Annotated in this window: 19 protein-coding genes and 2 tRNA genes; 13 read left to right on the top strand and 8 right to left on the bottom strand. The window is 67.1% G+C overall.

Annotated features, from left to right (window positions below):
- Positions 1-281 precede the first annotated feature (281 nt).
- The 9 genes from dnaN to GOPIP_RS05705 all read left to right on the top strand — a co-directional run bounded on the left by dnaN (position 282) and on the right by GOPIP_RS05705 (position 10,657).
- On the top strand, positions 282-1,472 hold the full coding sequence (gene dnaN / locus GOPIP_RS05665; protein WP_006368617.1) for a DNA polymerase III subunit beta: 1,191 nt from the start codon (positions 282-284) through the stop codon (positions 1,470-1,472).
- A 23-nt stretch (positions 1,473-1,495) separates the two neighbouring features.
- The gene (gene gnd, locus GOPIP_RS05670) at positions 1,496-2,509 is read left to right on the top strand and encodes a phosphogluconate dehydrogenase (NAD(+)-dependent, decarboxylating) (RefSeq protein ID WP_020172915.1); all 1,014 of its coding nucleotides are present in this window, start codon (positions 1,496-1,498) and stop codon (positions 2,507-2,509) included.
- Between the two features lie 2 nt (positions 2,510-2,511).
- Positions 2,512-3,810, top strand: coding sequence for a DNA replication/repair protein RecF (gene recF, locus GOPIP_RS05675; protein ID WP_006368619.1), 1,299 nt, complete (start codon positions 2,512-2,514; stop codon positions 3,808-3,810).
- Positions 3,807-4,397, top strand: coding sequence for a DUF721 family protein (locus tag GOPIP_RS05680; RefSeq protein WP_006368620.1), 591 nt, complete (start codon positions 3,807-3,809; stop codon positions 4,395-4,397). The genes recF and GOPIP_RS05680 overlap by 4 nt, the downstream gene beginning before the upstream one ends.
- Before the next feature lie 365 nt (positions 4,398-4,762).
- Positions 4,763-6,841: a DNA topoisomerase (ATP-hydrolyzing) subunit B gene (gene gyrB / locus GOPIP_RS05685; protein ID WP_006368621.1), complete on the top strand. Its 2,079-nt coding sequence runs from the start codon at positions 4,763-4,765 to the stop codon at positions 6,839-6,841.
- Between the two features lie 47 nt (positions 6,842-6,888).
- Positions 6,889-9,378 carry a DNA gyrase subunit A gene (gene gyrA / locus GOPIP_RS05690; RefSeq protein ID WP_006368622.1) on the top strand — a complete coding sequence of 830 codons (2,490 nt, stop codon included), beginning with the start codon at positions 6,889-6,891 and terminating at the stop codon, positions 9,376-9,378.
- Between the two features lie 114 nt (positions 9,379-9,492).
- Positions 9,493-10,401 (top strand): DUF3566 domain-containing protein, encoded by a 909-nt coding sequence (locus GOPIP_RS05695; RefSeq protein WP_035727270.1) that lies wholly within the window; start codon positions 9,493-9,495, stop codon positions 10,399-10,401.
- Positions 10,402-10,498: 97 nt separating this feature from the next.
- Positions 10,499-10,575: transfer RNA gene (locus GOPIP_RS05700), tRNA-Ile, on the top strand.
- 9 nt (positions 10,576-10,584) lie between these two features.
- Positions 10,585-10,657, top strand: a tRNA-Ala gene (locus GOPIP_RS05705).
- 79 nt (positions 10,658-10,736) lie between these two features.
- Here the strand turns inward: GOPIP_RS05705 and GOPIP_RS05710 are convergent.
- Positions 10,737-11,069 carry a hypothetical protein gene (locus GOPIP_RS05710; RefSeq protein ID WP_006368624.1) on the bottom strand — a complete coding sequence of 111 codons (333 nt, stop codon included), beginning with the start codon at positions 11,067-11,069 and terminating at the stop codon, positions 10,737-10,739.
- Positions 11,070-11,122: 53 nt separating this feature from the next.
- Positions 11,123-11,770, bottom strand: coding sequence for a TetR/AcrR family transcriptional regulator (locus tag GOPIP_RS05715; protein ID WP_006368625.1), 648 nt, complete (start codon positions 11,768-11,770; stop codon positions 11,123-11,125).
- 75 nt (positions 11,771-11,845) lie between these two features.
- On the opposite strand from GOPIP_RS05715, the gene GOPIP_RS05720 reads away from it, so the two are divergent.
- A complete protein-coding gene (locus GOPIP_RS05720; protein ID WP_006368626.1) occupies positions 11,846-12,559 on the top strand; it encodes a DUF3159 domain-containing protein in 714 nt (237 codons plus the stop codon).
- On the opposite strand, the gene GOPIP_RS05725 is transcribed toward GOPIP_RS05720, so the two are convergent.
- From GOPIP_RS05725 to GOPIP_RS05735, 3 genes are all read right to left on the bottom strand, one after another.
- Complete coding sequence (locus GOPIP_RS05725) at positions 12,510-13,220, bottom strand: cutinase family protein (protein WP_006368627.1); 711 nt, start codon at positions 13,218-13,220, stop codon at positions 12,510-12,512. The two genes, GOPIP_RS05720 and GOPIP_RS05725, sit on opposite strands and share 50 nt — an antisense overlap.
- A gap of 71 nt (positions 13,221-13,291) precedes the next feature.
- Positions 13,292-13,564 (bottom strand): DUF4190 domain-containing protein, encoded by a 273-nt coding sequence (locus GOPIP_RS28670; protein WP_014358158.1) that lies wholly within the window; start codon positions 13,562-13,564, stop codon positions 13,292-13,294.
- 1,069 nt (positions 13,565-14,633) lie between these two features.
- On the bottom strand, positions 14,634-14,855 hold the full coding sequence (locus GOPIP_RS05735) for a hypothetical protein (RefSeq protein ID WP_006368629.1): 222 nt from the start codon (positions 14,853-14,855) through the stop codon (positions 14,634-14,636).
- 126 nt (positions 14,856-14,981) lie between these two features.
- On the opposite strand from GOPIP_RS05735, the gene GOPIP_RS05740 reads away from it, so the two are divergent.
- Together GOPIP_RS05740 and GOPIP_RS05745 are read left to right on the top strand one after the other, a co-directional pair.
- Positions 14,982-15,515 (top strand): peptidylprolyl isomerase, encoded by a 534-nt coding sequence (locus tag GOPIP_RS05740; RefSeq protein ID WP_085949110.1) that lies wholly within the window; start codon positions 14,982-14,984, stop codon positions 15,513-15,515.
- A gap of 26 nt (positions 15,516-15,541) precedes the next feature.
- Positions 15,542-16,450 (top strand): rhomboid family intramembrane serine protease, encoded by a 909-nt coding sequence (locus GOPIP_RS05745; protein ID WP_020172908.1) that lies wholly within the window; start codon positions 15,542-15,544, stop codon positions 16,448-16,450.
- A gap of 57 nt (positions 16,451-16,507) precedes the next feature.
- Here GOPIP_RS05745 and GOPIP_RS05750 read toward each other — a convergent pair whose 3' ends face one another.
- On the bottom strand, positions 16,508-17,020 hold the full coding sequence (locus GOPIP_RS05750) for a PH domain-containing protein (protein ID WP_006368632.1): 513 nt from the start codon (positions 17,018-17,020) through the stop codon (positions 16,508-16,510).
- Between the two features lie 93 nt (positions 17,021-17,113).
- A complete protein-coding gene (gene crgA / locus GOPIP_RS05755; RefSeq protein ID WP_006368633.1) occupies positions 17,114-17,404 on the bottom strand; it encodes a cell division protein CrgA in 291 nt (96 codons plus the stop codon).
- A gap of 187 nt (positions 17,405-17,591) precedes the next feature.
- Here crgA and GOPIP_RS05760 point away from each other — a divergent pair, with 187 nt between their 5' ends.
- Positions 17,592-18,341 (top strand): aminodeoxychorismate/anthranilate synthase component II, encoded by a 750-nt coding sequence (locus GOPIP_RS05760; protein ID WP_006368634.1) that lies wholly within the window; start codon positions 17,592-17,594, stop codon positions 18,339-18,341.
- A gap of 43 nt (positions 18,342-18,384) precedes the next feature.
- On the opposite strand, the gene pknB is transcribed toward GOPIP_RS05760, so the two are convergent.
- Positions 18,385-20,292, bottom strand: coding sequence for a Stk1 family PASTA domain-containing Ser/Thr kinase (gene pknB / locus GOPIP_RS05765; protein ID WP_006368635.1), 1,908 nt, complete (start codon positions 20,290-20,292; stop codon positions 18,385-18,387).

Raw genomic sequence — 20,292 nt, forward strand, 5'->3', positions numbered from 1 at the left:
GATCCACAGCTCCTATGACTATTGTTGATCTCTCTTTCAAGAAATCTCTTTTGAAGAAGGATGTGTGTACACACCCACTCCGGGGTCGGCGTGGAGATCGCCGATTCGCGGCGTGGCGACTTGACCCCAACCGCCCACCCGCACGCGTCGGCGTTCTAGAGTGGGAATTCCCGATTCGCACCGAGCGCGTGCCCACACGCCGCTTGAGCGCATCCATGCCGGCCCGCACACCGACCCCGCACAGCAACCAAGGCAGACGAGAGAAGGGCGCATCCCCAGTTATGAAGTTTCGTGTCGCGCGCGACGAGTTCTCCGATTCGGTTGCCTGGGTCGCCCGAAGCCTGCCGTCCCGTCCGCCGGTGCCGGTGCTCGGCTGCGTCGTTCTCGAGGCTCCTGACGAGACCGGATCCGACGCCAACGCCGGTCTGACGATTTCTGGTTTCGACTACGAGGTCTCCGCGCAGGAATCGATCGCCGCCGAGATCGCCGAACCGGGCAAGGTCCTCGTATCGGGACGCCTGCTCGCCGACATCACGCGGGCGCTGCCCAACAAGCCGGTCGATGTCACGCTCGACGGATCCCGGGTGGCCATCGCCTGTGGCAGCGCGAAGTTCTCGCTGCCGACGATGCCGGTCGAGGATTACCCGCAGCTGCCCGACGTGCCCGCGATCACCGGCTCCATCCCGGCCGACCGGTTCGCCGAGGCCGTGTCGCAGGTGGCGATCGCCGCCGGCCGTGACGACACGCTGCCGATGCTGACCGGTGTGCGCGTCGAGATCGAGGGCAACACCGTCGTCCTCGCCGCCACGGACCGCTTCCGGTTGGCCGTGCGTGAACTCGAGTGGGATCCGGCCCAGCCCGACGTCAGTGGAGCGGTCCTCGTGCCCGCCAAGACTTTGTCGGAGAGCGCGAAGACGGCAGGCGCCGAGGGCACCGGGGCTGTTCGACTCGCGTTCGGATCCGGCGATGCCATCGGCTCGGAAGGCATCCTTGGCATTCTCGGCGAGTCGAAGCAGACCACGACGCGCCTGCTCGACGCCGAGTTCCCCAAGTTCCGTCAGCTGCTGCCGGCCGCTCACACCGCCGTCGCGACCGTCGAGAGCGCTCCCCTGATCGAGGCGATCAAGCGTGTGGCACTGGTGGCCGAGCGCGGAGCTCAGGTGCGGATGGAATTCACCGAGGGATCGGTGCTACTCACCGCCGGCGGCGACGAGGCGGGCAAGGCCGAGGAAGAGCTTCCCGTCGAGTTCCGTGGTGAGCCGCTGACGATCGCGTTCAACCCCGGCTATCTGCAGGACGGGTTGTCGGCGATCAACGCCAAGTCCGTCGATTTCGGGTTCACCACACCCAGTCGCCCGGCGGTGCTGCGGGTGTCGACCGGAGATGAGCCGGTCGCCGACGAGTCCGGTGCCTTCGTCGCTCCCGACAGCGCCTTCAGCTATCTGCTCATGCCGGTCCGCCTGCCGGGCTGAGCCGGTTCGCCTCTCCGGCGAAGATGTTCCACCCCGAAGACGTTCCTACACAACGGTTTCCACATCAGAAGCGGATCGCCACCACCACCTTCGAGAGGATCGCGATGCAGCTGGGACTTGTCGGTCTGGGGAAGATGGGTGCCAACATGCGCACCCGTATCGTCGGCGCCGGGCATGAGGTGATCGGCTACGACCCGCGTCCCGAGGTCTCCGACGTCAAGACCCTCGCCGATCTGGTCGGCGCACTCGATGCGCCCCGCGTGATCTGGGTGATGGTGCCCTCCGGCGATCCGACGCGCACCACCGTGGCCTCACTGGCCGAGGAGTTGTCGGCCGGTGACATCGTCATCGACGGTGGCAACTCGCGCTACACCGACGACTTCGAGCACGCAAAACTGTTGCAAGCCAAGGGAATCGGATATATCGACTGCGGTGTGTCCGGCGGCGTGTGGGGCTTGGAGAACGGCTACGGTCTGATGGCCGGCGGTGCCGACGCCGATGTCGCACGCGTCATGCCGATCTTCGACGCGCTGCGTCCCGAGGGCGAACGCGCCGACGGCTTCGTGCACGCCGGGCCGGTGGGTGCCGGTCATTACGCGAAGATGGTGCACAACGGTATCGAGTACGGCCTGATGCACGCCTACGGCGAGGGTTACGAGCTGCTCTCGGCCGAACCCCTGATCACCGACGTCGAAGGCACCCTGCGGGCCTGGACCCATGGCACGGTGATCCGCTCGTGGTTGCTCGACCTGCTGGTGCGCGCGCTGCAGGAGGATCCGGGGCTGGCGGAGATCTCGGATTACACCACCGATTCGGGCGAGGGTCGCTGGACCGTCGAGGAGGCCATCCGGCACTCGGTTCCGGCCAACGTCATCTCGGCCGCGCTGTTCGCCCGGTTCGCCTCCCGCCAGGACGGGTCGCCGGCCCTCAAGGCTGTCTCGGCACTGCGAAATCAGTTCGGCGGGCACGCTGTTCGCGACACCACGGGCCGCTCGGTGGGGGAGACCGGCTCGCCGCCGGACACCTCGGCGGGCTAGCCGTGTTCGTCCGTGAACTGCATCTGCGTGACTTTCGCTCGTGGCCGCGGGTGGACGTGGAGTTGGCGTCCGGACCGGTGATCATCACCGGCCGCAACGGTTTCGGCAAGACCAACCTGGTCGAGGCGCTGTTCTATCTGGCCACCTTGCGATCCCACCGGGTCAGCACCGACGCGCCGCTGGTGCGTTCGTCGGCGACGTCGGCGCTGGTGACCGCCACCGTCGAGAACGCCGGCCGGGAATTGACCGCGTCCCTGCAGATCAACGCCGAAGGTTCCAACAAGGCGTGGCTCAACACCGCACCCCAGCGCAGGCCGCGCGATCTTCTGGGCGTTCTGCGCGCGGTGTTGTTCGCCCCCGAGGATCTCCTCCTCGTACGAGGCGATCCGGGTGACCGTCGACGCTTCGTCGATGAGCTTGTCGCACAACGTGGTCCACGATTCGCCGCGGCACGCTCAGACTATGACAAGGTGTTGCGACAACGTTCGGCGCTGTTGAAGACGGCCGGTGCGGCCATGCGGCGCGGTGGATCCGACGCCGACTCGGTGATCTCGACACTCGATGTCTGGGACGCCCAACTCGCCGCTCTCGGTGGGCAGGTGACCGCCGCACGGATCGACGTTCTGGGTGACCTCGAACCGCATTTCGCCGGATCGTATGCGGCGATCGCGCCGCACTCGCGACCGGCGACGCTGCGGTATCGGCCCAGTGTCGGCGACGAGATCGTGCCTGCCGCAGGAGAATCCGCCGACCCGGAGGCCATCGAGGCGGCGCTGTTGACCCGGCTCGGCGAGATCCGCGGCAAGGAGATCGAGCGCGGGTTGTCGTTGGTGGGGCCGCACCGCGACGACGTCGATCTCGTTCTCGGTACCGACGTGGCGAAAGGCTTTGCCAGCCACGGGGAATCGTGGTCGCTCGCGCTCGCGCTGCGACTGGGATCGGTGGAACTCGCCAGAGCCGAGGGCGTCGAACCGGTGATCATGCTCGACGACGTGTTCGCCGAACTCGACGCCACGCGACGTCGCAAACTCGCCGAATTCACCGCGGGTGCCGAGCAGCTGATCATCACCGCTGCCGTCGCCGAGGACGTCCCCGAGGGAGTCGGGGGTCGGCGGATCGCGGTGAACATGATCGAAGAGGACGGGGTCCGGCACTCGGTGGTCGCGCCGGCAGCCGAGACGCCAGACCCCGACGGCCCAGACCCCGAGGGCCCAGACCCCGACGGCCCAGAACGCGATGTCGCAGAACCTGAGGTGTCGGAGACGGCCGTGTCAGACCCGCCGGGGAGACTGACGTCATGACCGATCAGCCCGACACGGGGGCGCCTGACACGGGATCACCGGGGACTGGCTCCGCGGCGCCCGCCGATGGACTCACCGGCTACGAGCGTGCGCGTCGCGCGTTGGAAGAGGCGAGGGCCTCGGCGCGTGCCGCCGGCAAGTCGGTCGGTCAGGGTCGCGCGTCGCCACCGCGGCGGCGGTCCGGCGTGCGCCAGGGTGGTCGTCGGCGGTGGTCGGGATCCGGTCCGGACGCACGGGATCCGCAGCCCTTCGGGCGCCTCGTCGGTGGACTGGCCCGCGAACGGGGATGGCAGCCGCGCATCGCCGAGGGCACCTTGTTCGGCATGTGGGAGCAGATCGTCGGCTCCGACATCTCCGCGCATGCCACACCGACATCGTTGCGCGACAACGTCTTATACGTCCAGGCCGAATCCACGGCCTGGGCGACGCAGCTGCGGTACGTGCAGGCGCAGATCCTTGCCAAGATCGCGGCCGCGATCGGCGACGGAATGGTCACGTCACTGAAGATCACCGGACCCAAGGGCCCGTCGTGGCGCAAGGGGGAGCGGCACGTGCGTGGACGCGGACCCCGCGACACGTACGGATGACCCGGTGGAGCCGGTGACTCGGACAAGCCGGCGGAGTGCAGCGTGACGTGCTACTCCACCCCACCGACAGTTTTCCGCGTCACGTCGACTCTGAGCCATATTTCATCCTCAGACCACGACCGGACCGGCAGATGCCGGAAAAAATCGGTCTGTGTGCAAATCAGCGGCACCAGATGTGGGTTTCTGACTGACTGAGGCAGTACAATGAATTGAGAGTTGTCCCGACAGGGGGATCAGCCGCCCGCGATGGCAGCGGTGACAGCGGACGATTTCGTCCGACCACAGCATGTCGTGCGGGCGCTTTTGTGCTGATCATCTCATGACCGTCGGGTCGAAATCGATCAGAACAGGAGCGGACGCACCTCGTGGCCGACAGCAGTGACAAGACCGGTGGTTCGGGATCGAAGAAGCCCCGGAAGAAGCCGTCCGAGTACGGTGCCGAATCGATCAGCATCCTCGAGGGTCTCGAGGCCGTGCGCAAACGACCCGGTATGTACATCGGGTCCACCGGCGAACGTGGCCTTCATCACCTCATCTGGGAGGTGGTCGACAACTCCGTCGACGAGGCGATGGCCGGATTCGCCAGCAAGGTCGACGTCACCCTGCTCGAGGACGGTGGCGTCGAGGTGGTCGACGACGGTCGAGGCATCCCGGTCGGCATGCACGCGACCGGTGTACCCACCGTCGAGGTCGTCCTGACCCAGCTGCACGCCGGCGGCAAGTTCGACTCCGACTCCTATGCGGTCTCCGGTGGTTTGCACGGCGTCGGTATCTCCGTGGTGAACGCGCTGTCGACCAAGGTCGAGGTCGAGATCGACGTCGACGGTTTCCACTGGTCGGAGACCTTCACCGATTCCAAGCCGGACGGCCTGGTCAAGGGGGAGCCCACCCGGAAGACGGGCACCACGGTGCGGTTCTGGCCGGACGCGTCGATTTTCACCGAGACGACCTCGTTCAACGCCGAGACGGTCGCGCGCCGACTGCAGGAGATGGCCTTCCTCAACAAGGGCCTCACCATCACCCTCACCGACCGGCGACCCAAGGCCGTCGAGGCGCCCGGCGACCCGAACGGCGAGGGCGAGGAGGGCACCACCGAGACCGCCGAAGAGATCAAGTCCGACGAGGAAAAAGCCGCTGCCGCAACGAAACCCAAGACGCGGACCTATCACTATCCGGACGGTTTGATCGACTACATCAAGCACCTCAACCGCACCAAGAACCCGATCCACAAGTCGGTCATCGGATTCACCGGCAAGGGCACCGGCCACGAGGTCGAGATCGCGATGCAGTGGAACGCCGGTTACTCCGAATCGGTGCACACCTTCGCCAACACCATCAACACCCATGAGGGTGGTACGCATGAGGAGGGCTTCCGTGCGGCACTGACGCGCGTGGTGAATTCCTATGCGCGCGAGAAGAAGTTGCTCAAGGAGAAGGACGACAACCTCACCGGCGATGACATCCGTGAGGGTCTGGCCGCGGTGATCTCGGTCAAGGTGTCCGATCCACAGTTCGAGGGTCAGACCAAGACCAAGCTCGGCAACACCGAGGTGAAGAGTTTCGTGCTGAAGGCCTCCGGCGAGCACATCGAGCACTGGTTCGAGGCCAATCCGGCCGAGGCCAAGATCATCATCAACAAGGCCGTCGAGTCCGCCCATGCGCGTCAGGCCGCGCGCAAGGCTCGAGAGCTGGTGCGGCGCAAGAGCGCCACCGACATCGGCGGTCTGCCCGGCAAGCTCGCCGACTGCCGCAGCAACGACCCGTCCAAGTGTGAGATCTACCTCGTGGAGGGTGACTCGGCCGGCGGCTCGGCCAAAACCGGGCGGGACTCGATGTATCAAGCGATCCTGCCGTTGCGCGGCAAGATCATCAACGTCGAGAAGGCCCGTATCGACCGCGTCCTCAAGAACGCCGAGGTCCAGTCGATCATCACCGCTTTCGGCACCGGCATCCACGACGAGTTCGACCTGGCCAAGCTGCGCTATCACAAGATCGTGCTGATGGCCGACGCCGACGTCGACGGACAGCACATCTCCACGCTGCTCTTGACCCTGCTGTTCCGGTTCATGCGCCCGCTGATCGAACACGGGCACGTCTATCTCGCCCAGCCGCCGCTCTACAAACTCAAGTGGCAGAAGGGCGCCGAGGCCGAGTACGCCTACACCGACCGTGAGCGTGATGCCATGATCCAGGTCGGCCTCGAGGCCGGCAAGAAGATCAACACCGACGACGGCATCCAGCGCTACAAGGGCCTCGGTGAGATGAACCCCAGCGAGTTGTGGGAGACCACCATGGATCCGGCCACCCGCACACTGCGCCAGGTCACCCTCGACGACGCCGCCGCAGCCGACGAGCTGTTCTCGGTGCTGATGGGTGAAGACGTCGTCGCGCGCCGCAGCTTCATCGCCCGCAACGCGAAAGATGTTCGCTTCCTTGATGTCTGACGTCACGCACCACGCCTGACCGGACACCACATCTGTGAGGACTTTTCATGACTGACACCACGCTCCCGCCCGCCGGCGGGGAAGGCGATCGCGTCGAACCGGTCGATCTCGGCCAGGAGATGCAGAACAGCTACATCGATTACGCGATGAGCGTGATCGTCGGCCGCGCACTACCCGAGGTCCGCGACGGCCTCAAACCCGTGCACCGGCGACTGCTCTACGCCTCCTTCGACGCCGGCTTCCGCCCCGATCGCAGCTATGTGAAATCGGCGAAACCCGTTGCCGAGACCATGGGTAACTACCATCCGCACGGCGACTCGGCGATCTACGACGCGCTGGTACGCCTGGCCCAGCCGTGGTCGATGCGCTACCCGCTGATCGACGGCCAGGGCAACTTCGGGTCCCGCGGCAACGACGGTCCGGCCGCCATGCGCTACACCGAGGCCCGGCTCACCCCGCTGGCCATGGAGATGTTGCGCGACATCGACAAGGACACCGTCGATTTCACGCCCAACTATGACGGCAAGACCAACGAGCCGACGGTCTTGCCCGCGCGGATCCCGAACCTGCTGATCAACGGTTCGGGCGGTATCGCCGTCGGTATGGCCACCAACATCCCGCCGCACAATCTCACCGAGGTGGCCGAGGCGATCTTCTGGGCGCTGGAGAACCACGAGGCCGACGACGAGACCACCCTCGACGCCTGCATGGAGCGGATCAAGGGCCCGGATTTCCCGACGGCCGGCCTCATCGTCGGTGGTCAGGGCATCAAGGACGCCTACACCACCGGTCGCGGGTCGATCCGCATGCGCGGTGTGACCGCGATCGAGGAGGCCAAGGGCGGCGCCACGCAGATCGTGATCACCGAGCTGCCCTACCAGGTCAACCCGGACAACATGATCCAATCGATCGCCGAGCAGGTCAACGAGGGAAAACTCAAGGGCATCAGCAAGATCGAGGATCACTCCTCCGATCGTGTCGGCCTGCGGATCGTCGTCACCCTGCGTCGTGACGCGGTGGCCAAGGTCGTCCTGAACAACCTGTACAAGCACAGCCAGCTGCAGACCAGCTTCGGTGCCAACATGCTCTCGATCGTCGACGGCGTGCCGCGCACCCTGCGCCTCGATCAGATGATCCGCTACTACGTCGCCCACCAGATCGACGTCATCGTGCGGCGCACCCGCTACCTGTTGCGCAAGGCCGAGGAGCGCGCCCACATCCTGCGCGGTCTGGTGAAAGCCCTTGACGCCCTTGATGAAGTGATCGCGCTGATCCGTGCGTCGGCCAACACCGACGAAGCCCGCACCGGGTTGATGGACCTACTCGAGATCGACGAGATCCAGGCCGATGCCATCCTCGCCATGCAGTTGCGTCGACTGTCGGCGTTGGAGCGGCAGAAGATCATCGACGAGTTGGACGAGATCGAACGCGAGATCGCCGACTACAAGGACATTCTCGACAAGCCCGAGCGTCAGCGTTCGATCGTGCGGGACGAGCTTCGAGAGGTCGTCGAGAAGTTCGGCGACGAGCGACGGACCCAGATCATCGCCGCCGATGGTGACGTCGCCGACGAGGATCTGATCGCCCGCGAGGACGTCGTCGTCACCATCACCGAGACCGGCTACGCCAAGCGCACCAAGACCGACCTGTATCGCAGTCAGCGACGCGGCGGCAAGGGTGTGCAGGGGGCAGGGCTCAAGCAGGACGACATCGTCGCGCACTTCTTCGTCTGCTCGACGCATGACTGGATCCTGTTCTTCACCACCAAGGGTCGCGTCTACCGCGCCAAGGCCTACGAGCTCCCCGAGGCCAACCGCACCGCACGCGGGCAGCACGTCGCGAATCTCCTTGCGTTCCAACCGGAGGAGCGAATCGCCCAGGTCATCCAGATCAAGACCTACACCGACGCACCGTATCTCGTGCTCGCCACCCGCAACGGCCTGGTGAAGAAGTCCAAGCTCGAGGACTTCGACTCCAACCGGTCCGGTGGTATCGCCGCGATCAACCTGCGCGGCGAGGACGAGCTCGTCGGCGCCCAATTGTGCAGTGCCGACGACGATCTGTTGCTCGTCAGCCGCAAGGGACAGTCGATCCGCTTCCACGCCGACGATGAGGCGCTGCGCCCGATGGGCCGGCAGACCTCCGGTGTGCAGGGCATGCGGTTCAACGCCGACGACGAGTTGCTGTCGCTGAATGTCGTGCGCGAGGGGACCTACCTGCTGGTGGCGACCTCCGGCGGTTACGCCAAGCGCACCGGCATGGAGGACTACCCGGTGCAGGGGCGGGGCGGCAAGGGCGTGCTGACCATTCAGCACGACAAGCGCCGTGGCACGTTGATCGGCGCGCTCATCGTCGACGACGACTCCGAGCTCTACGCGATCACCTCCGGGGGTGGTGTCATCCGCACCGCGGCCCGTCAGGTCCGCAAGGCCGGACGCCAGACCAAGGGTGTGCGCCTGATGAACCTCGACGAGGGCACCACACTGCTGGCCATCGCCCGCAACGCCGACGAGCCGGATCCGGAACCGACCGCCTGATCCGACGGGCATACCGGACACAGGCACGAGCCACGACGCCATTGCAGCGTCGTGGCTCGTCTTGTGTGACGGCCACAACCGTTAGGGTGGACCCAACGTGCGCAACCGGAGGAAATGACACCAGTGAGCCAACCGAACGACCCGGACAACAAGACCCCGTCCACGCCGTCGACCGCGTCCGGTGGCCCGGCAGCCCAGGCGGGTCCGCCTCGCGGCGGCGGGCTGGTTCCTCCGTGGCAGCGCGGCCCGGGCGGAGTGGCCGGACCCGAGGCCACCGGAAGTGCGCAGGCTCCCGTGCCCGACGCGGGGACCACCGAGCAGATCCCCGCCGGGGGGCGTCCTGGCGGGCCCCCTCCGCGTGGTGTGGTGACCGGTAGCGGCACCGCCGCAGCCAGCATGAGTGGTCAGCAGGCGCCGGTGAAGAAGCTCGATTCGCCGGCGGGTGCGTCCACCGCGACCGCCGAGGTACCGCGTGGTCGCTTCACCGAGACCCCCACCCGCAACATTGCGCGGGATCCCTCCCTGGAGTCCGAGTTGCCAGATCTCGACGAGATCCACCACACCAACACCGAGACCGCCCGAGCTGCGGCGGTCGACCCGGCGAAGGCCGCCGGCTCCGCTGCACGCTCGGCGCCGGCCCAGGTCGGCTCTTCGGGCCGCGGGCTGCGCGCTGCGGTGCAGATCCGTCGGCTCGACCCGTGGGCGACCTTCAAGGTGGCCGGCGTGCTCTCGATCGTCGGCTTCGTCATCTGGATGATCGCCGTCGCCGTGCTGTATCTGGTGCTCGACGGCATGGGCGTCTGGGAGCAGGTCAACAGCTCCTTCGGCACGTTGGTGACCACCGACGGCTCGACGTCGGAAAGCGACATCATCGGCGCCGGCAGCGTGTTCTTCTACGCGGCCGTACTCGGTGTGGTCAACGCCGTGCTGATCACCGCGCTGGGCACCATCGGCTCCTACATCTACAACCTGGTCGCCGACCTCGTCGGCGGTCTCGAGATCACCCTGGCCGATCTCGACTAGTTCGGGCGCCGAGGCTCATCTGCGCAGCTCACGGGCGTTGGTGGGAACCGTTTTGGTTTCTCACCACCCCGTCGGGTAATCTCAGTCCTCGGTTCAGGGGCCTATAGCTCAGGCGGTTAGAGCGCTTCGCTGATAACGAAGAGGTCGGAGGTTCAAGTCCTCCTAGGCCCACCACCCGAACCCGGGGCCTTAGCTCAGTTGGTAGAGCGCTGCCTTTGCAAGGCAGATGTCAGGAGTTCGAATCTCCTAGGCTCCACTCTTTTTCGCCGACACGAGCGCTGAGAACCGCGCGTTGATGTCGTCGAGTTTCCTCGGTCCCTCGAGCAGACGCACGCTCAGGGCAGGATCACCTCTCGAGCATTGGGGAACTCGAATGGCGGCCGTCCGCCGCGTTCCTCACACAAGGGGCCCATCGCTGTCCACACCGCGCTCACCTCAGGGTGAGTGTGGGCTCGGGCCGACGCCTCGTCGTCGATCCATTCGAAGACCTCGATGACGAGTGGACCGTCGATCTGCTTCTCCGCGCCGACATACACACGGGTGGGCGTCTCTGTCGCCAGCCCGAGCCGGCGCAGGATCGGCCCGTGCCGGGCAACCAGCTCGAGGAACTCGGGGACCCGACCCTCTCGCACCCGATAGTGCGCGAACGCCGTCACCGGATCAGCCATGGGTCCATTCAGCGACGATGCCAACCATCTGTCAACCCCGATCCGGCGTCGGCTCATGCGTCGGCCACCGACCGCGCCGCACGCTCGGCATCGTCGCCGTATCCGATGTACAGGCGTGTCAGACCGTCGCACAGAACGTGGCGGGCGGCCGCAGCGGGCACCGTGCCGGTGAGCACCAGACTCGTGACCCCGTGCGTGATCGCCCAGAGCTGGGCGGCCCAGATCGTGGGAGGGTCCGCGGCGTCGGAGTCGGCATGCTCGGGGTGCGGGCGGAATCGGCCGGCTGCAAGGCACTTCTCGATCGATGATCGCAGCGCCGCGAATGCCGTGCGTCCCGGCTCGTCGCCCGGAGCCGGTTCGACGAACATGAAACGGTACCGATGCGGTTGTGCCACACCGAAATCGAGATATGCCAACGATGCGGCCGCCAGCGCGGTCACGGGATCGTCCACCTCGGTGGTCGCCGCATCGGTGAGGGAGGCGAGATGGGCGAATCCGTTGGCTCGCAGCGCCGCGTGCAGGGCCCCGGTGCCCCCGAATCGGCTGTAGATCGCCATTGTCGATGTACCCGCGGCGTCGGCGATGCGTCGAGCGGTCAACGCCGCCGGTCCGTGTTCGGCCAGCAAGTCGGCGGCGACGGCCACCAGGTGTGCCGCGTCGACGCGGACCGGTTCGTCGGCGGACGACCCTCGTGTGGGCACGTGTAGACCCCCTGACTTGGAGACGAGGCATTCTCAATGCTGGACCCGACTATAACTTAGTTATAGGGTGCTTTCATGGGTACCCCGGAATCCCGTTCGACCGGACACCGACGACCCTCGCAGGTATGGACCGAGGTCGGGTTCTCGGCGGTACCGTCGACGGTCTTCGCGGTGACCGCGTCGTCGGCGGGCCTCGGGGCGGCCATCGCCGCGGCAGCGGCCACCACCGTCGCGATCGGGGCGTTCACCGTGTGGCGGTGGCGGACGGTGCGGCCGGTCATCGGTGCCTGCATCGGCGTCAGTATCTCTGTGGGATTCGCACTCCACAGCGGTCAAGCGCGCGACTACTTTCTGCCCGATCTCTGGTATCCGCCGATAGTGGCTGCGGCGCTGGCGGTTTCGTGTGTCGTCGGCTACCCGGTGATCGGCCTCGTATTCGGTGCGGTCACCGGGCGAGGCACCGGTTGGCGGCGCGACCCGTCGGCGCGACGACTGTTCGGCGCGGTCACCCTTGCCGCCGCGTCGGCGTTCCTGACCCGCTTCGTGGTCCAGTACGCGATCTATCAGCACGGCAGCGTCGGGTTGCTGGCCGTCGGACGGATTGCCACCGGCCTCCCGTTGACGGTGACGATCCTCATGCTGATCGGCTGGTCGTTTCGCCATGTCGAACGAAAGAACCGGCCGGACGTCCCGTCACAGGACGTCCGGCCGGTTGAGGCGAGTGCTGATGAGGTGAGTGCTACAGACGAGCTTTCACATACTGGGCGGCATCGACAGTCATGCCATTGACGGCATAGAGCACATGTAGACCGTTGGGCTGCCCGACCGGGGCACCGTCACAGACGACGTCGCCGGCGATGCAGTAGCGCTTGGTCTTGCCCTCGTAGAGCGGCCCGACGTTCATCGGGGGCGCACCGACCTGCTTGATCCAGTTCGACGACGGCGGCGCGAACAGGATCGCGGCGGTCACGTGCGAGGCGGCGTTGTCGGCCAGCGGCTGCGGCACCCGGTCCTGGTACTGCCGGTACTGCGGGTCGATCTGGATCTTGTTGCTCAACGCGTAGGACGCGACGACTGCACCCTGCGAGTACCCACCGACCACGATGTGCGAGCCGGGGCACTGCGCAGCCAGGTACTTGATGCGGCGCTGGGTGTCGTTGACGCCCTTGACCACGCCCTCGACGAAGGCCATCCGGTTGTCGAAGTTGCTACCGGCCGGATAGTTCACGCCGTAGACGTTGACCGACTTACCGGGCAGCTGATTACGCAGGGCCTGCTCGAAGGACAGGCCGGTGACGCCGACGGGTGGAGCCGTCTCCACGGTTCCGCGCGCAAACACGACCTCGACGTCGGCGCACGGGGGAGCGGCGGCGGCGCGGGGTGCCGGAGAGGCAAGCAACCCGGCCGCGAGCACGGTGAATCCGAACAGGATCAGAAGTGGACGCTTCATTCGTCGAATGGTACGCGAACAAGGTTCACTTTAGGTGGCGCCCGGCCCGACTAGCGTCATCGCGGACACCTTCACCGCAGGACGAGCACGATGATGTACGCCACGATCGCCACGATCAGCGCAAGAATGTAGGCCCAGCCCACGATGATCGCGACGGTGGCGAACGGTTCACCGTATTCACGCGTGCGCCGGATCTGATTGCGCGCTCGATACCCCAGGTACAGCCCGATCGGCGAGGTGCAGCCGATGACCGACAGCACCATCGCCCAGATGGCGAGGGTGCTCGTCTTGGCGGTCGACCGCGACGACGACCGGGCTGCGGTGGCGGCACTCTGCCCGCCCACGGGCGCCTCCTTGGACTCCGATGATGCCTCCGTCGCCGGTGCGGCGGTGGTCGGTGGGGAACTCTTGTCGCCGGACCTGGGTGGGGCCCCAACGGGTGGGGCTCCGGCGGATGTGGCTCTGGTCGGTCCGGCGTCGACGGCCGAATAGGCACGGGGTGGAGCCGAGGACTGTTCGTCGGACCGGACCGTCGCGTCGGCGTTCACACCGGCAGCGCCGGCCGGAACACCACCGCGGGGCGGAGCTCCCTGTGGTCCGTTGGCCTGTGGACCGCCGGTTTGTGGTCCGCCGCCGCGCGGTGCCGAGCCCGGCACCGGTGGCGGACCGTCGGGCCCGGATGGGGGGCCCGGCGGCCGGGTACCCGGGGGTATCGGTGCACCGGGGCGACGGCGGCCCGGGGGCGGTGGCATCCGGGTGCCCGGGCCCGAGCGCGCGCCGGGAGGTGGTCCGCCGCGCCAGCCGGGACGCGGTCCCGGACCGGTGGTTCCGGGTGCGCCGGCAGGGGGAGCACCGCCCGGAGCGCCCGGAGCGCCCGGGCCGCCGGGGGCCGGCGGGGCCGGTCGGGGACCCTGACCCGTCGAGGACATACCGGGAGGTCGCGCTGCCGGACCCGGTTGTGGGGGTCGGGGACCGGAGCCGGTGCTCGACCCGCCACGAGACGCGGGTGCACCGGGTGCGACCGGGCCGATGGGCGGGCCCGAGGGTGGTCGTGGCCCGGGACCGGTGCCGGAAATCGGTACGCGCGGGTTCGATGGTGTGCCCGGTGGTCGGGGTCCGACGCCGGAGTCCGAGCGCACGTCGCCGGGTGTCAGGTCGGGGTTGCGCCCGCTGACCGGTGCGGTCGGCGGGCGCTCCCAGGGCGCCGACGCCGTGCCGGTGCCCGCCTCGGGAGCGTCGTCACGGGGGACGGGCGGCACTCCGTCGGGCGCGTCGCCGCGACGGAGGTCCCCGCCCGGCCTGTTCTCGTCGGAGGTCACCGGTCCAAATTACCTTCCGGACCCGGTGGATGATGCATGGTGCGTCCCGCGACGACCACGCTTGTCCGACTTATGGGGATACCAGCGGCCGGGATCAGAGAGCCACATCACCCTCGGCGGTGCCCTGGTTGTCGATGCCCTCGGCGGAGCCGAGATTCTCGATGCCTTCCGCGGAGCGGAGATTCTCGATACGGGGCACCGTCGGCGAGACCGGCGGGAGTTCGGTACGGGAGCGTCGCACGACGAACACCGCCGCGACGGCCGACAATGCTGCCGCCGAGGCAGCGGCGATCAGCAGGAGATACTTCTTCGGCATGACCCACAGCGTGCCAGGTCCGCTTTGCCGGTGCTACTCGCGTGGTCGGAGGCCGAACATGCGCCGTTGCCGACGAGGTCGTGGAATGTTGCCGACGGAGTCGTGGGGTTGTTGCCGCCGATTTGGTTGGATGGAGTGGTGAGCACATCAACGCAGACCGTGACCATCCACACCAACCGCGGCGACATCAAGGTCGATCTCTTCGGCAACCATGCGCCCGAGACCGTCGCCAACTTCGTCGGCCTGGCCGCCGGCAGCAAGGACTACAGCGAGCCGAACGCCTCCGGGGGCGACTCCGGTCCGTTCTACGACGGCTCGGTGTTCCACCGCGTCATCGAGGGCTTCATGATCCAGGGCGGCGATCCGACCGGCACCGGCCGCGGCGGCCCCGGCTACAAGTTCAAGGACGAGTTCCACCCGGAGCTGCAGTTCGACCGCCCCTACCTGCTCGCCATGGCCAACGCCGGACCGGGCACCAACGGGTCGCAGTTCTTCATCACCGTCGGCCCCACCCCGCACCTGAACCGTCGCCACACCATCTTCGGTGAGGTGACCGATCCGGCCTCGCAGCAGGTCGTCGACGCGATCGCGACCACCTCCACCGATCGCAGCGACCGTCCGCTGGACGAGGTCCGCATCGAGAAGATCGAGGTCAACTGACCATCGGCCCCGCCGGTCCGCCGGCGGTGTGTTACCGACATCCCGACCGCCCCACCGCGCTGTCCTGCACGCGGTGCGGGCGGCCGGCTTGTCCGGGATGTCTGCACCCGGCCGCGGTCGGGCAGCACTGCGACGAGTGCGTGCGCGGCGACGGCGCGCGGGGCTCCGGCCGCCAGGACATCCGCCGACCCGACTTCGGCGACCGGGGCATCCGGTCGGTGGTCACGCGGCCCGTACGCGCCCGGCGCCCGCTGGCCACCTACACGCTGATCGCGATCAACGTCGTCGTCTTCGCCTACACGATCTACGCCGCACATTCCTTCAACGTCGAGGTCTCCGGGCCACTCCTGCATGGAGAGTTGGTGCGCGGCAATGTCTTTCTCGGCCAGTACTGGCGCTTGCTCACCGCGGGATTCTTGCACTACAGCCTGATACACCTTGCGGTGAACATGATCTCGCTCTACATCCTCGGCCGAGATCTCGAAATCGCCCTGGGCATCGGACGATTCGTGATGGTCTACATGACCGCGCTGCTCGGTGGCAGCGCCGCGGTGATGATCGCGCAATCCAACGAGGCCCGCTCCGCCGGCGCGTCGGGAGCGATCTACGGGCTGATGGGCGCCATGCTCATCGTCGTTCTGCGCCTGCGTGTCTCACCCGCACCGGTGCTGACGATCATCGCCATCAACCTCGTGATGTCGTTCTCGATCCCCGGCATCTCCCTCGCCGCACACGTCGGCGGCCTGGTGTTCGGCGCGGCAGCCACCGCCGCACTCATCTGGTCGCCCCGACTCCTGCCGCAGTCCCTGCGCACCGACCGCAACGCCACCCTCATCGGCTGGGTGGCCGTCAGTACCCTGCTGGTCGTGGCGGTGGCCATCAGCGTCATCGTCGCGGTGACCTACACCGGGCCGGTACTCGTCTACGTTCACTGAGTCGCGCTCTCCGACAACCGGAGCACAGGTGCTCAGCGACAACCGGAGCACAGGCGCTCAGCGACGCGAGTCCTCCACCGCGAACCCGGCGCGGTCGAGTGCGTCGACGACGTCGAGTAGATCGGCGCCGAGATCCCAGCGGCTGAACACCACCAGCATCGATTCCTCGCGTTCGGTGCCCTCGCGTTCGGTGCCCTCGCGTTCGGTGTCATGGTCGGCAGCCGCCGGAAAGTAGTCGATCTCGAGTTGACCGGATCGGCGTCCGATGCGGCGCATCGTGAGAAGTCGGACGCGCTCGACGTCGGCGGGCGTCAGTGTCACGGCGCCGCCGATACGCCGGATGGTCAGTTGCGGGCCGGCCGACAGTTCGAGTCGCGGCCGGATCAGCGACGCGTACGCCCCGAACCCGAGCAGCATCAACCCGGCGATACCGATGATCACCGATCCGACGGCGTCGGATGCGACGAACACCGCGCACAGCAGGAGCACGACGCCTGCGGCCAGGAGCGCGCCGGCCGCGAGTCGGGGCGTCGCCCACTGCTGTGTGGACAGCTCGGCAGAGTTATCCACAGGACTTACTCACAGTGGGGATGACTTACACACATGTAATTTCCACATGTGGATAACCGCGCGCAGGTCTTTGACCAGCATCAACGGCCGACCTCAGCGCCACTTCATGGTCATCAGCAGGCCCACGACCATCATCGAGAAGCCGATGAGGAAGTTCCACGCGCCCAGGTTGTTCATCCAGTGCAGCGCCTGACCGGGGCCACCGTAGGTGGTCTCGCCGGCAGCGAGGTAGTAGACGATCAGCCAGGCCAGACCCAGCAGCATGAGGCCGAGCATCACGCCGACGTAGATCGAGCTGGAGGGACCGGCCTTCACCTTGACCGGCGTGCGACTCGCCGGGTTGATGGTGTAGTCGGTCTTCTTCCGGACTTTTGACTTCGGCATGACTTCCTCTGTTGTGCAGCGAGCGGGTCATCGGCGGGCGATGACCCCTTGCATCTTCTCGTTTCGCGTTCGGCGGCGGTGTCGTGGCGCGGTGTGTTGTCCGCGACACGCCCGGCGCATCACCTCTACGGTATCGCACCAGGTCGCCGCCACGAGCGCCCCGCGAGTCCCCGGGTAACCTGACACGATGACCAGCGCAGCACCGGAGGCGACCGGCTCCGCGAACCACGCGGCCCGCATCCTCGTCATCGACAACTACGACAGCTTCGTCTACAACCTGGTCCAGTACCTGGGCCAGCTCGGTGTCGAGGCAACGGTGTGGCGCAACGATGATCCCCGGCTGACGACTACCGACGGCGAGTTCACCGACGAGTCGCTGCGTGCTGCGCTGCGCGGTCCCGATGGGTCCGGTTTCGCCGGCGTGCTGCTGTCGCCCGGGCCGGGTACGCCGCAGCGCGCCGGAGCGACGTTGCCGCTCGTCGGGGTCGCCGCCGCCGACGGTGTACCTCTGCTCGGAGTGTGTCTCGGTCATCAGGCCATCGGTGCGGCGTTCGGCGGCACCGTCGATCGCGCGCCGGAGCTGCTGCACGGCAAGACCTCGCTCGTCCATCACGATCAGGTCGGGGTGCTGCGTGGTCTGCCGGATCCGTTCACCGCGACCCGCTATCACTCACTGACGGTGCTGCCCGAGACCATTCCGGACGAGCTCGTGGTCACCGGCCGCACCGAGTCGGGCATCGTGATGGGAATGCAGCATCGGGAGCTGCCGATCCACGGCGTTCAGTTCCATCCCGAAAGCGTGCTCACCCAGGGTGGCCACCGGATGCTGGCCAACTGGTTGGGCGTCTGCGGCATCGACATCGACGAGTCAACCGTCGCCGTCCTCGAACAGGAGATGGCCGAGGCGATCGGTCCGGCGCTGGCCGCCCAGTCCTGAGCCGCCCAGTCCTGAGCCGCCGGTCCCGATGAGCCGGCTGTGCTCAGCCCGGCAGCAGGCTCGCGCGCCCGACGACGACGTTGATCGCCCCGTTCTTGGCCAGCTTCGATCCGTCCCCGGGACTCTGCGACAGGATCTTCCCGTCGTCGGGGCTGCCGAGCGGCACATTGCGCGGTGTCTGGTTCAGTGCGCCGTTCCACCCCGACCGCTGTAGCGTCGCGAACGCCTGGTCAGCGGTCTGACCGGTCAGATCGGGCACGACGATCATGTTGCCGCGGGAGATCGTCAGCTGCACCGTGGCGCCCTGCTTCACCGAGTCACCGGCCGACGGGCTGGAGCTGACGACCTGGCCCTGCGGCAGGTCCGAGTCGCCCTCGACGACGGTCACCTTCAGGCCGAGCTGGGCGAGCTGGGCGCGTGCGGCCGACTCGAACTGACCCACCAGATTGGGTACCGTGACGTCCTTGGGGCCGGTGCTGATCCGAATGATCAACGGGTCCCGAACGGGTGTGTCGGTGCCGACGGCCGGGTTGGTGTCCACCACGTCACCGACCTCGACCGACACCGAGTCCACCTGCTGCACCTTGATGTTGGTGAAACCCGCGTTCTGCAGCTCGGACGTCGCGTCGGCCTGGGTCTTGTTGCGTACGTCGGGGATGCGTTGGCGCTCACGTCCACTGGAGATGAACAGCGTGACCGTCGACCCCTCGGGTGTCGGGACGTTCTCGCCCGGCGCCGAGCGGGTGGCCTTACCGGCGTCGACGGTCTCGCTCGACTCGTCGAGTTGTTTGACCTCGAAACCCGCCTTCTCCAGGGTGCTACGCGCGTCGGCCGCCGACAGTCCGGCCACCGCGGGTACGGCCACCTTGCGCGCCGACCCGGACGACCACGGCGACCACCACACCAGCAACCCGACGAACAGCAGCACCACGGCCGCCACCGCGCCGGCGATCAGCCATGGGGGACGGCGTCGGGTCGGGGTGTCGTCGTCCTTGCCCGCAGCCGGCTGGCCACCGGTGTCGGCACGCAATGCGCGACGCGGACCCGAGCCGGTGTCGAGCCAGGCGGTCCGGTCCTCCTCGCTCATCAGCAGCGGCGCCGACGGTTTTCCGCCGGCAAGAACCTTGATCAGATCCGACCGCAGTTCGGCCGCCGACTGGTAGCGGTTCTCCTTGTTCTTGCTCATCGCCTTCATGACGATGGAGTCGAGCTCCGGCGGGATGTCCGGGCGCACCGCCGACGGCCAGCGCGGATCCTCGTGCACATGCTGATGGGCGACGGCGACCGGCGAATCACCGGTGAACGGCGGCTCGCCGGTGAGCAGTTCGAACAGCACGCAGCCCATCGAGTAGATGTCACTGCGCGGATCGACCTTGATCCCGCGCGCCTGCTCGGGCGAGAGGTACTGCGCGGTGCCCATCACCGCACTGGTCTGGGTCATCGTTGACGTCGAGTCGTTCATCGCGCGCGCGATGCCGAAATCCATCACCTTGACCGCGCCCGACGAGTCGATCATCACGTTCGCCGGCTTCATGTCACGGTGCACGATGCCGTTGCGGTGCGAGAAATCCATCGCCGCGGCCACGTCGGCCATCCACGTCATGGCTTGCCGTGGCGCGACAGGGCCGTTGCGCCGCAACACATCTCGCAGCGTCTCACCGTCCACGTACTCCATCACGATGAAGGGCAGCGGCCCCTCGTCGGTCTCGGCCTCGCCGGTGTCGAAGACCTGCACGATCGTCGGGTGATTGAGCTTGGCGGCGTTCTGGGCCTCCCGGCGGAAGCGCAGATAGAACGACGGATCCCGGGCCAGGTCGGCGCGCAGCACCTTCACCGCGACGTCCCGGTTCAGCAGGAGATCACGTGCGTAGTGAACCTCGGACATGCCGCCGAAGCCGAGCGTCTCGCCCAGCTCGTAGCGGTCGGAGAGGTGGTGCGGGGTCGACATCAT

It is taken from the genome of Gordonia polyisoprenivorans NBRC 16320 = JCM 10675, assembly GCF_000241325.1.
GTDB lineage: Bacteria > Actinomycetota > Actinomycetes > Mycobacteriales > Mycobacteriaceae > Gordonia > Gordonia polyisoprenivorans.

What these genes read in the sequence shown, in the direction of transcription:
- dnaN (WP_006368617.1), top strand. Translation starts at nt 282, where the DNA reads ATGAAGTTTCGTGTCGCGCGCGACGAGTTCTCCGATTCGGTTGCCTGG.
- GOPIP_RS05735 (WP_006368629.1), bottom strand. Translation starts at nt 14,855, where the DNA reads ATGCCGAAGAAGTATCTCCTGCTGATCGCCGCTGCCTCGGCGGCAGCA.
- GOPIP_RS05720 (WP_006368626.1), top strand. Translation starts at nt 11,846, where the DNA reads ATGGGTACCCCGGAATCCCGTTCGACCGGACACCGACGACCCTCGCAG.
- gyrA (WP_006368622.1), top strand. Translation starts at nt 6,889, where the DNA reads ATGACTGACACCACGCTCCCGCCCGCCGGCGGGGAAGGCGATCGCGTC.
- GOPIP_RS05695 (WP_035727270.1), top strand. Translation starts at nt 9,493, where the DNA reads ATGACACCAGTGAGCCAACCGAACGACCCGGACAACAAGACCCCGTCC.
- GOPIP_RS05760 (WP_006368634.1), top strand. Translation starts at nt 17,592, where the DNA reads ATGACCAGCGCAGCACCGGAGGCGACCGGCTCCGCGAACCACGCGGCC.
- GOPIP_RS05725 (WP_006368627.1), bottom strand. Translation starts at nt 13,220, where the DNA reads ATGAAGCGTCCACTTCTGATCCTGTTCGGATTCACCGTGCTCGCGGCC.
- crgA (WP_006368633.1), bottom strand. Translation starts at nt 17,404, where the DNA reads ATGCCGAAGTCAAAAGTCCGGAAGAAGACCGACTACACCATCAACCCG.
- pknB (WP_006368635.1), bottom strand. Translation starts at nt 20,292, where the DNA reads ATGATGTCGACCCCGCACCACCTCTCCGACCGCTACGAGCTGGGCGAG.
- GOPIP_RS05710 (WP_006368624.1), bottom strand. Translation starts at nt 11,069, where the DNA reads ATGGCTGATCCGGTGACGGCGTTCGCGCACTATCGGGTGCGAGAGGGT.
- GOPIP_RS05680 (WP_006368620.1), top strand. Translation starts at nt 3,807, where the DNA reads ATGACCGATCAGCCCGACACGGGGGCGCCTGACACGGGATCACCGGGG.
- gnd (WP_020172915.1), top strand. Translation starts at nt 1,496, where the DNA reads ATGTTCCACCCCGAAGACGTTCCTACACAACGGTTTCCACATCAGAAG.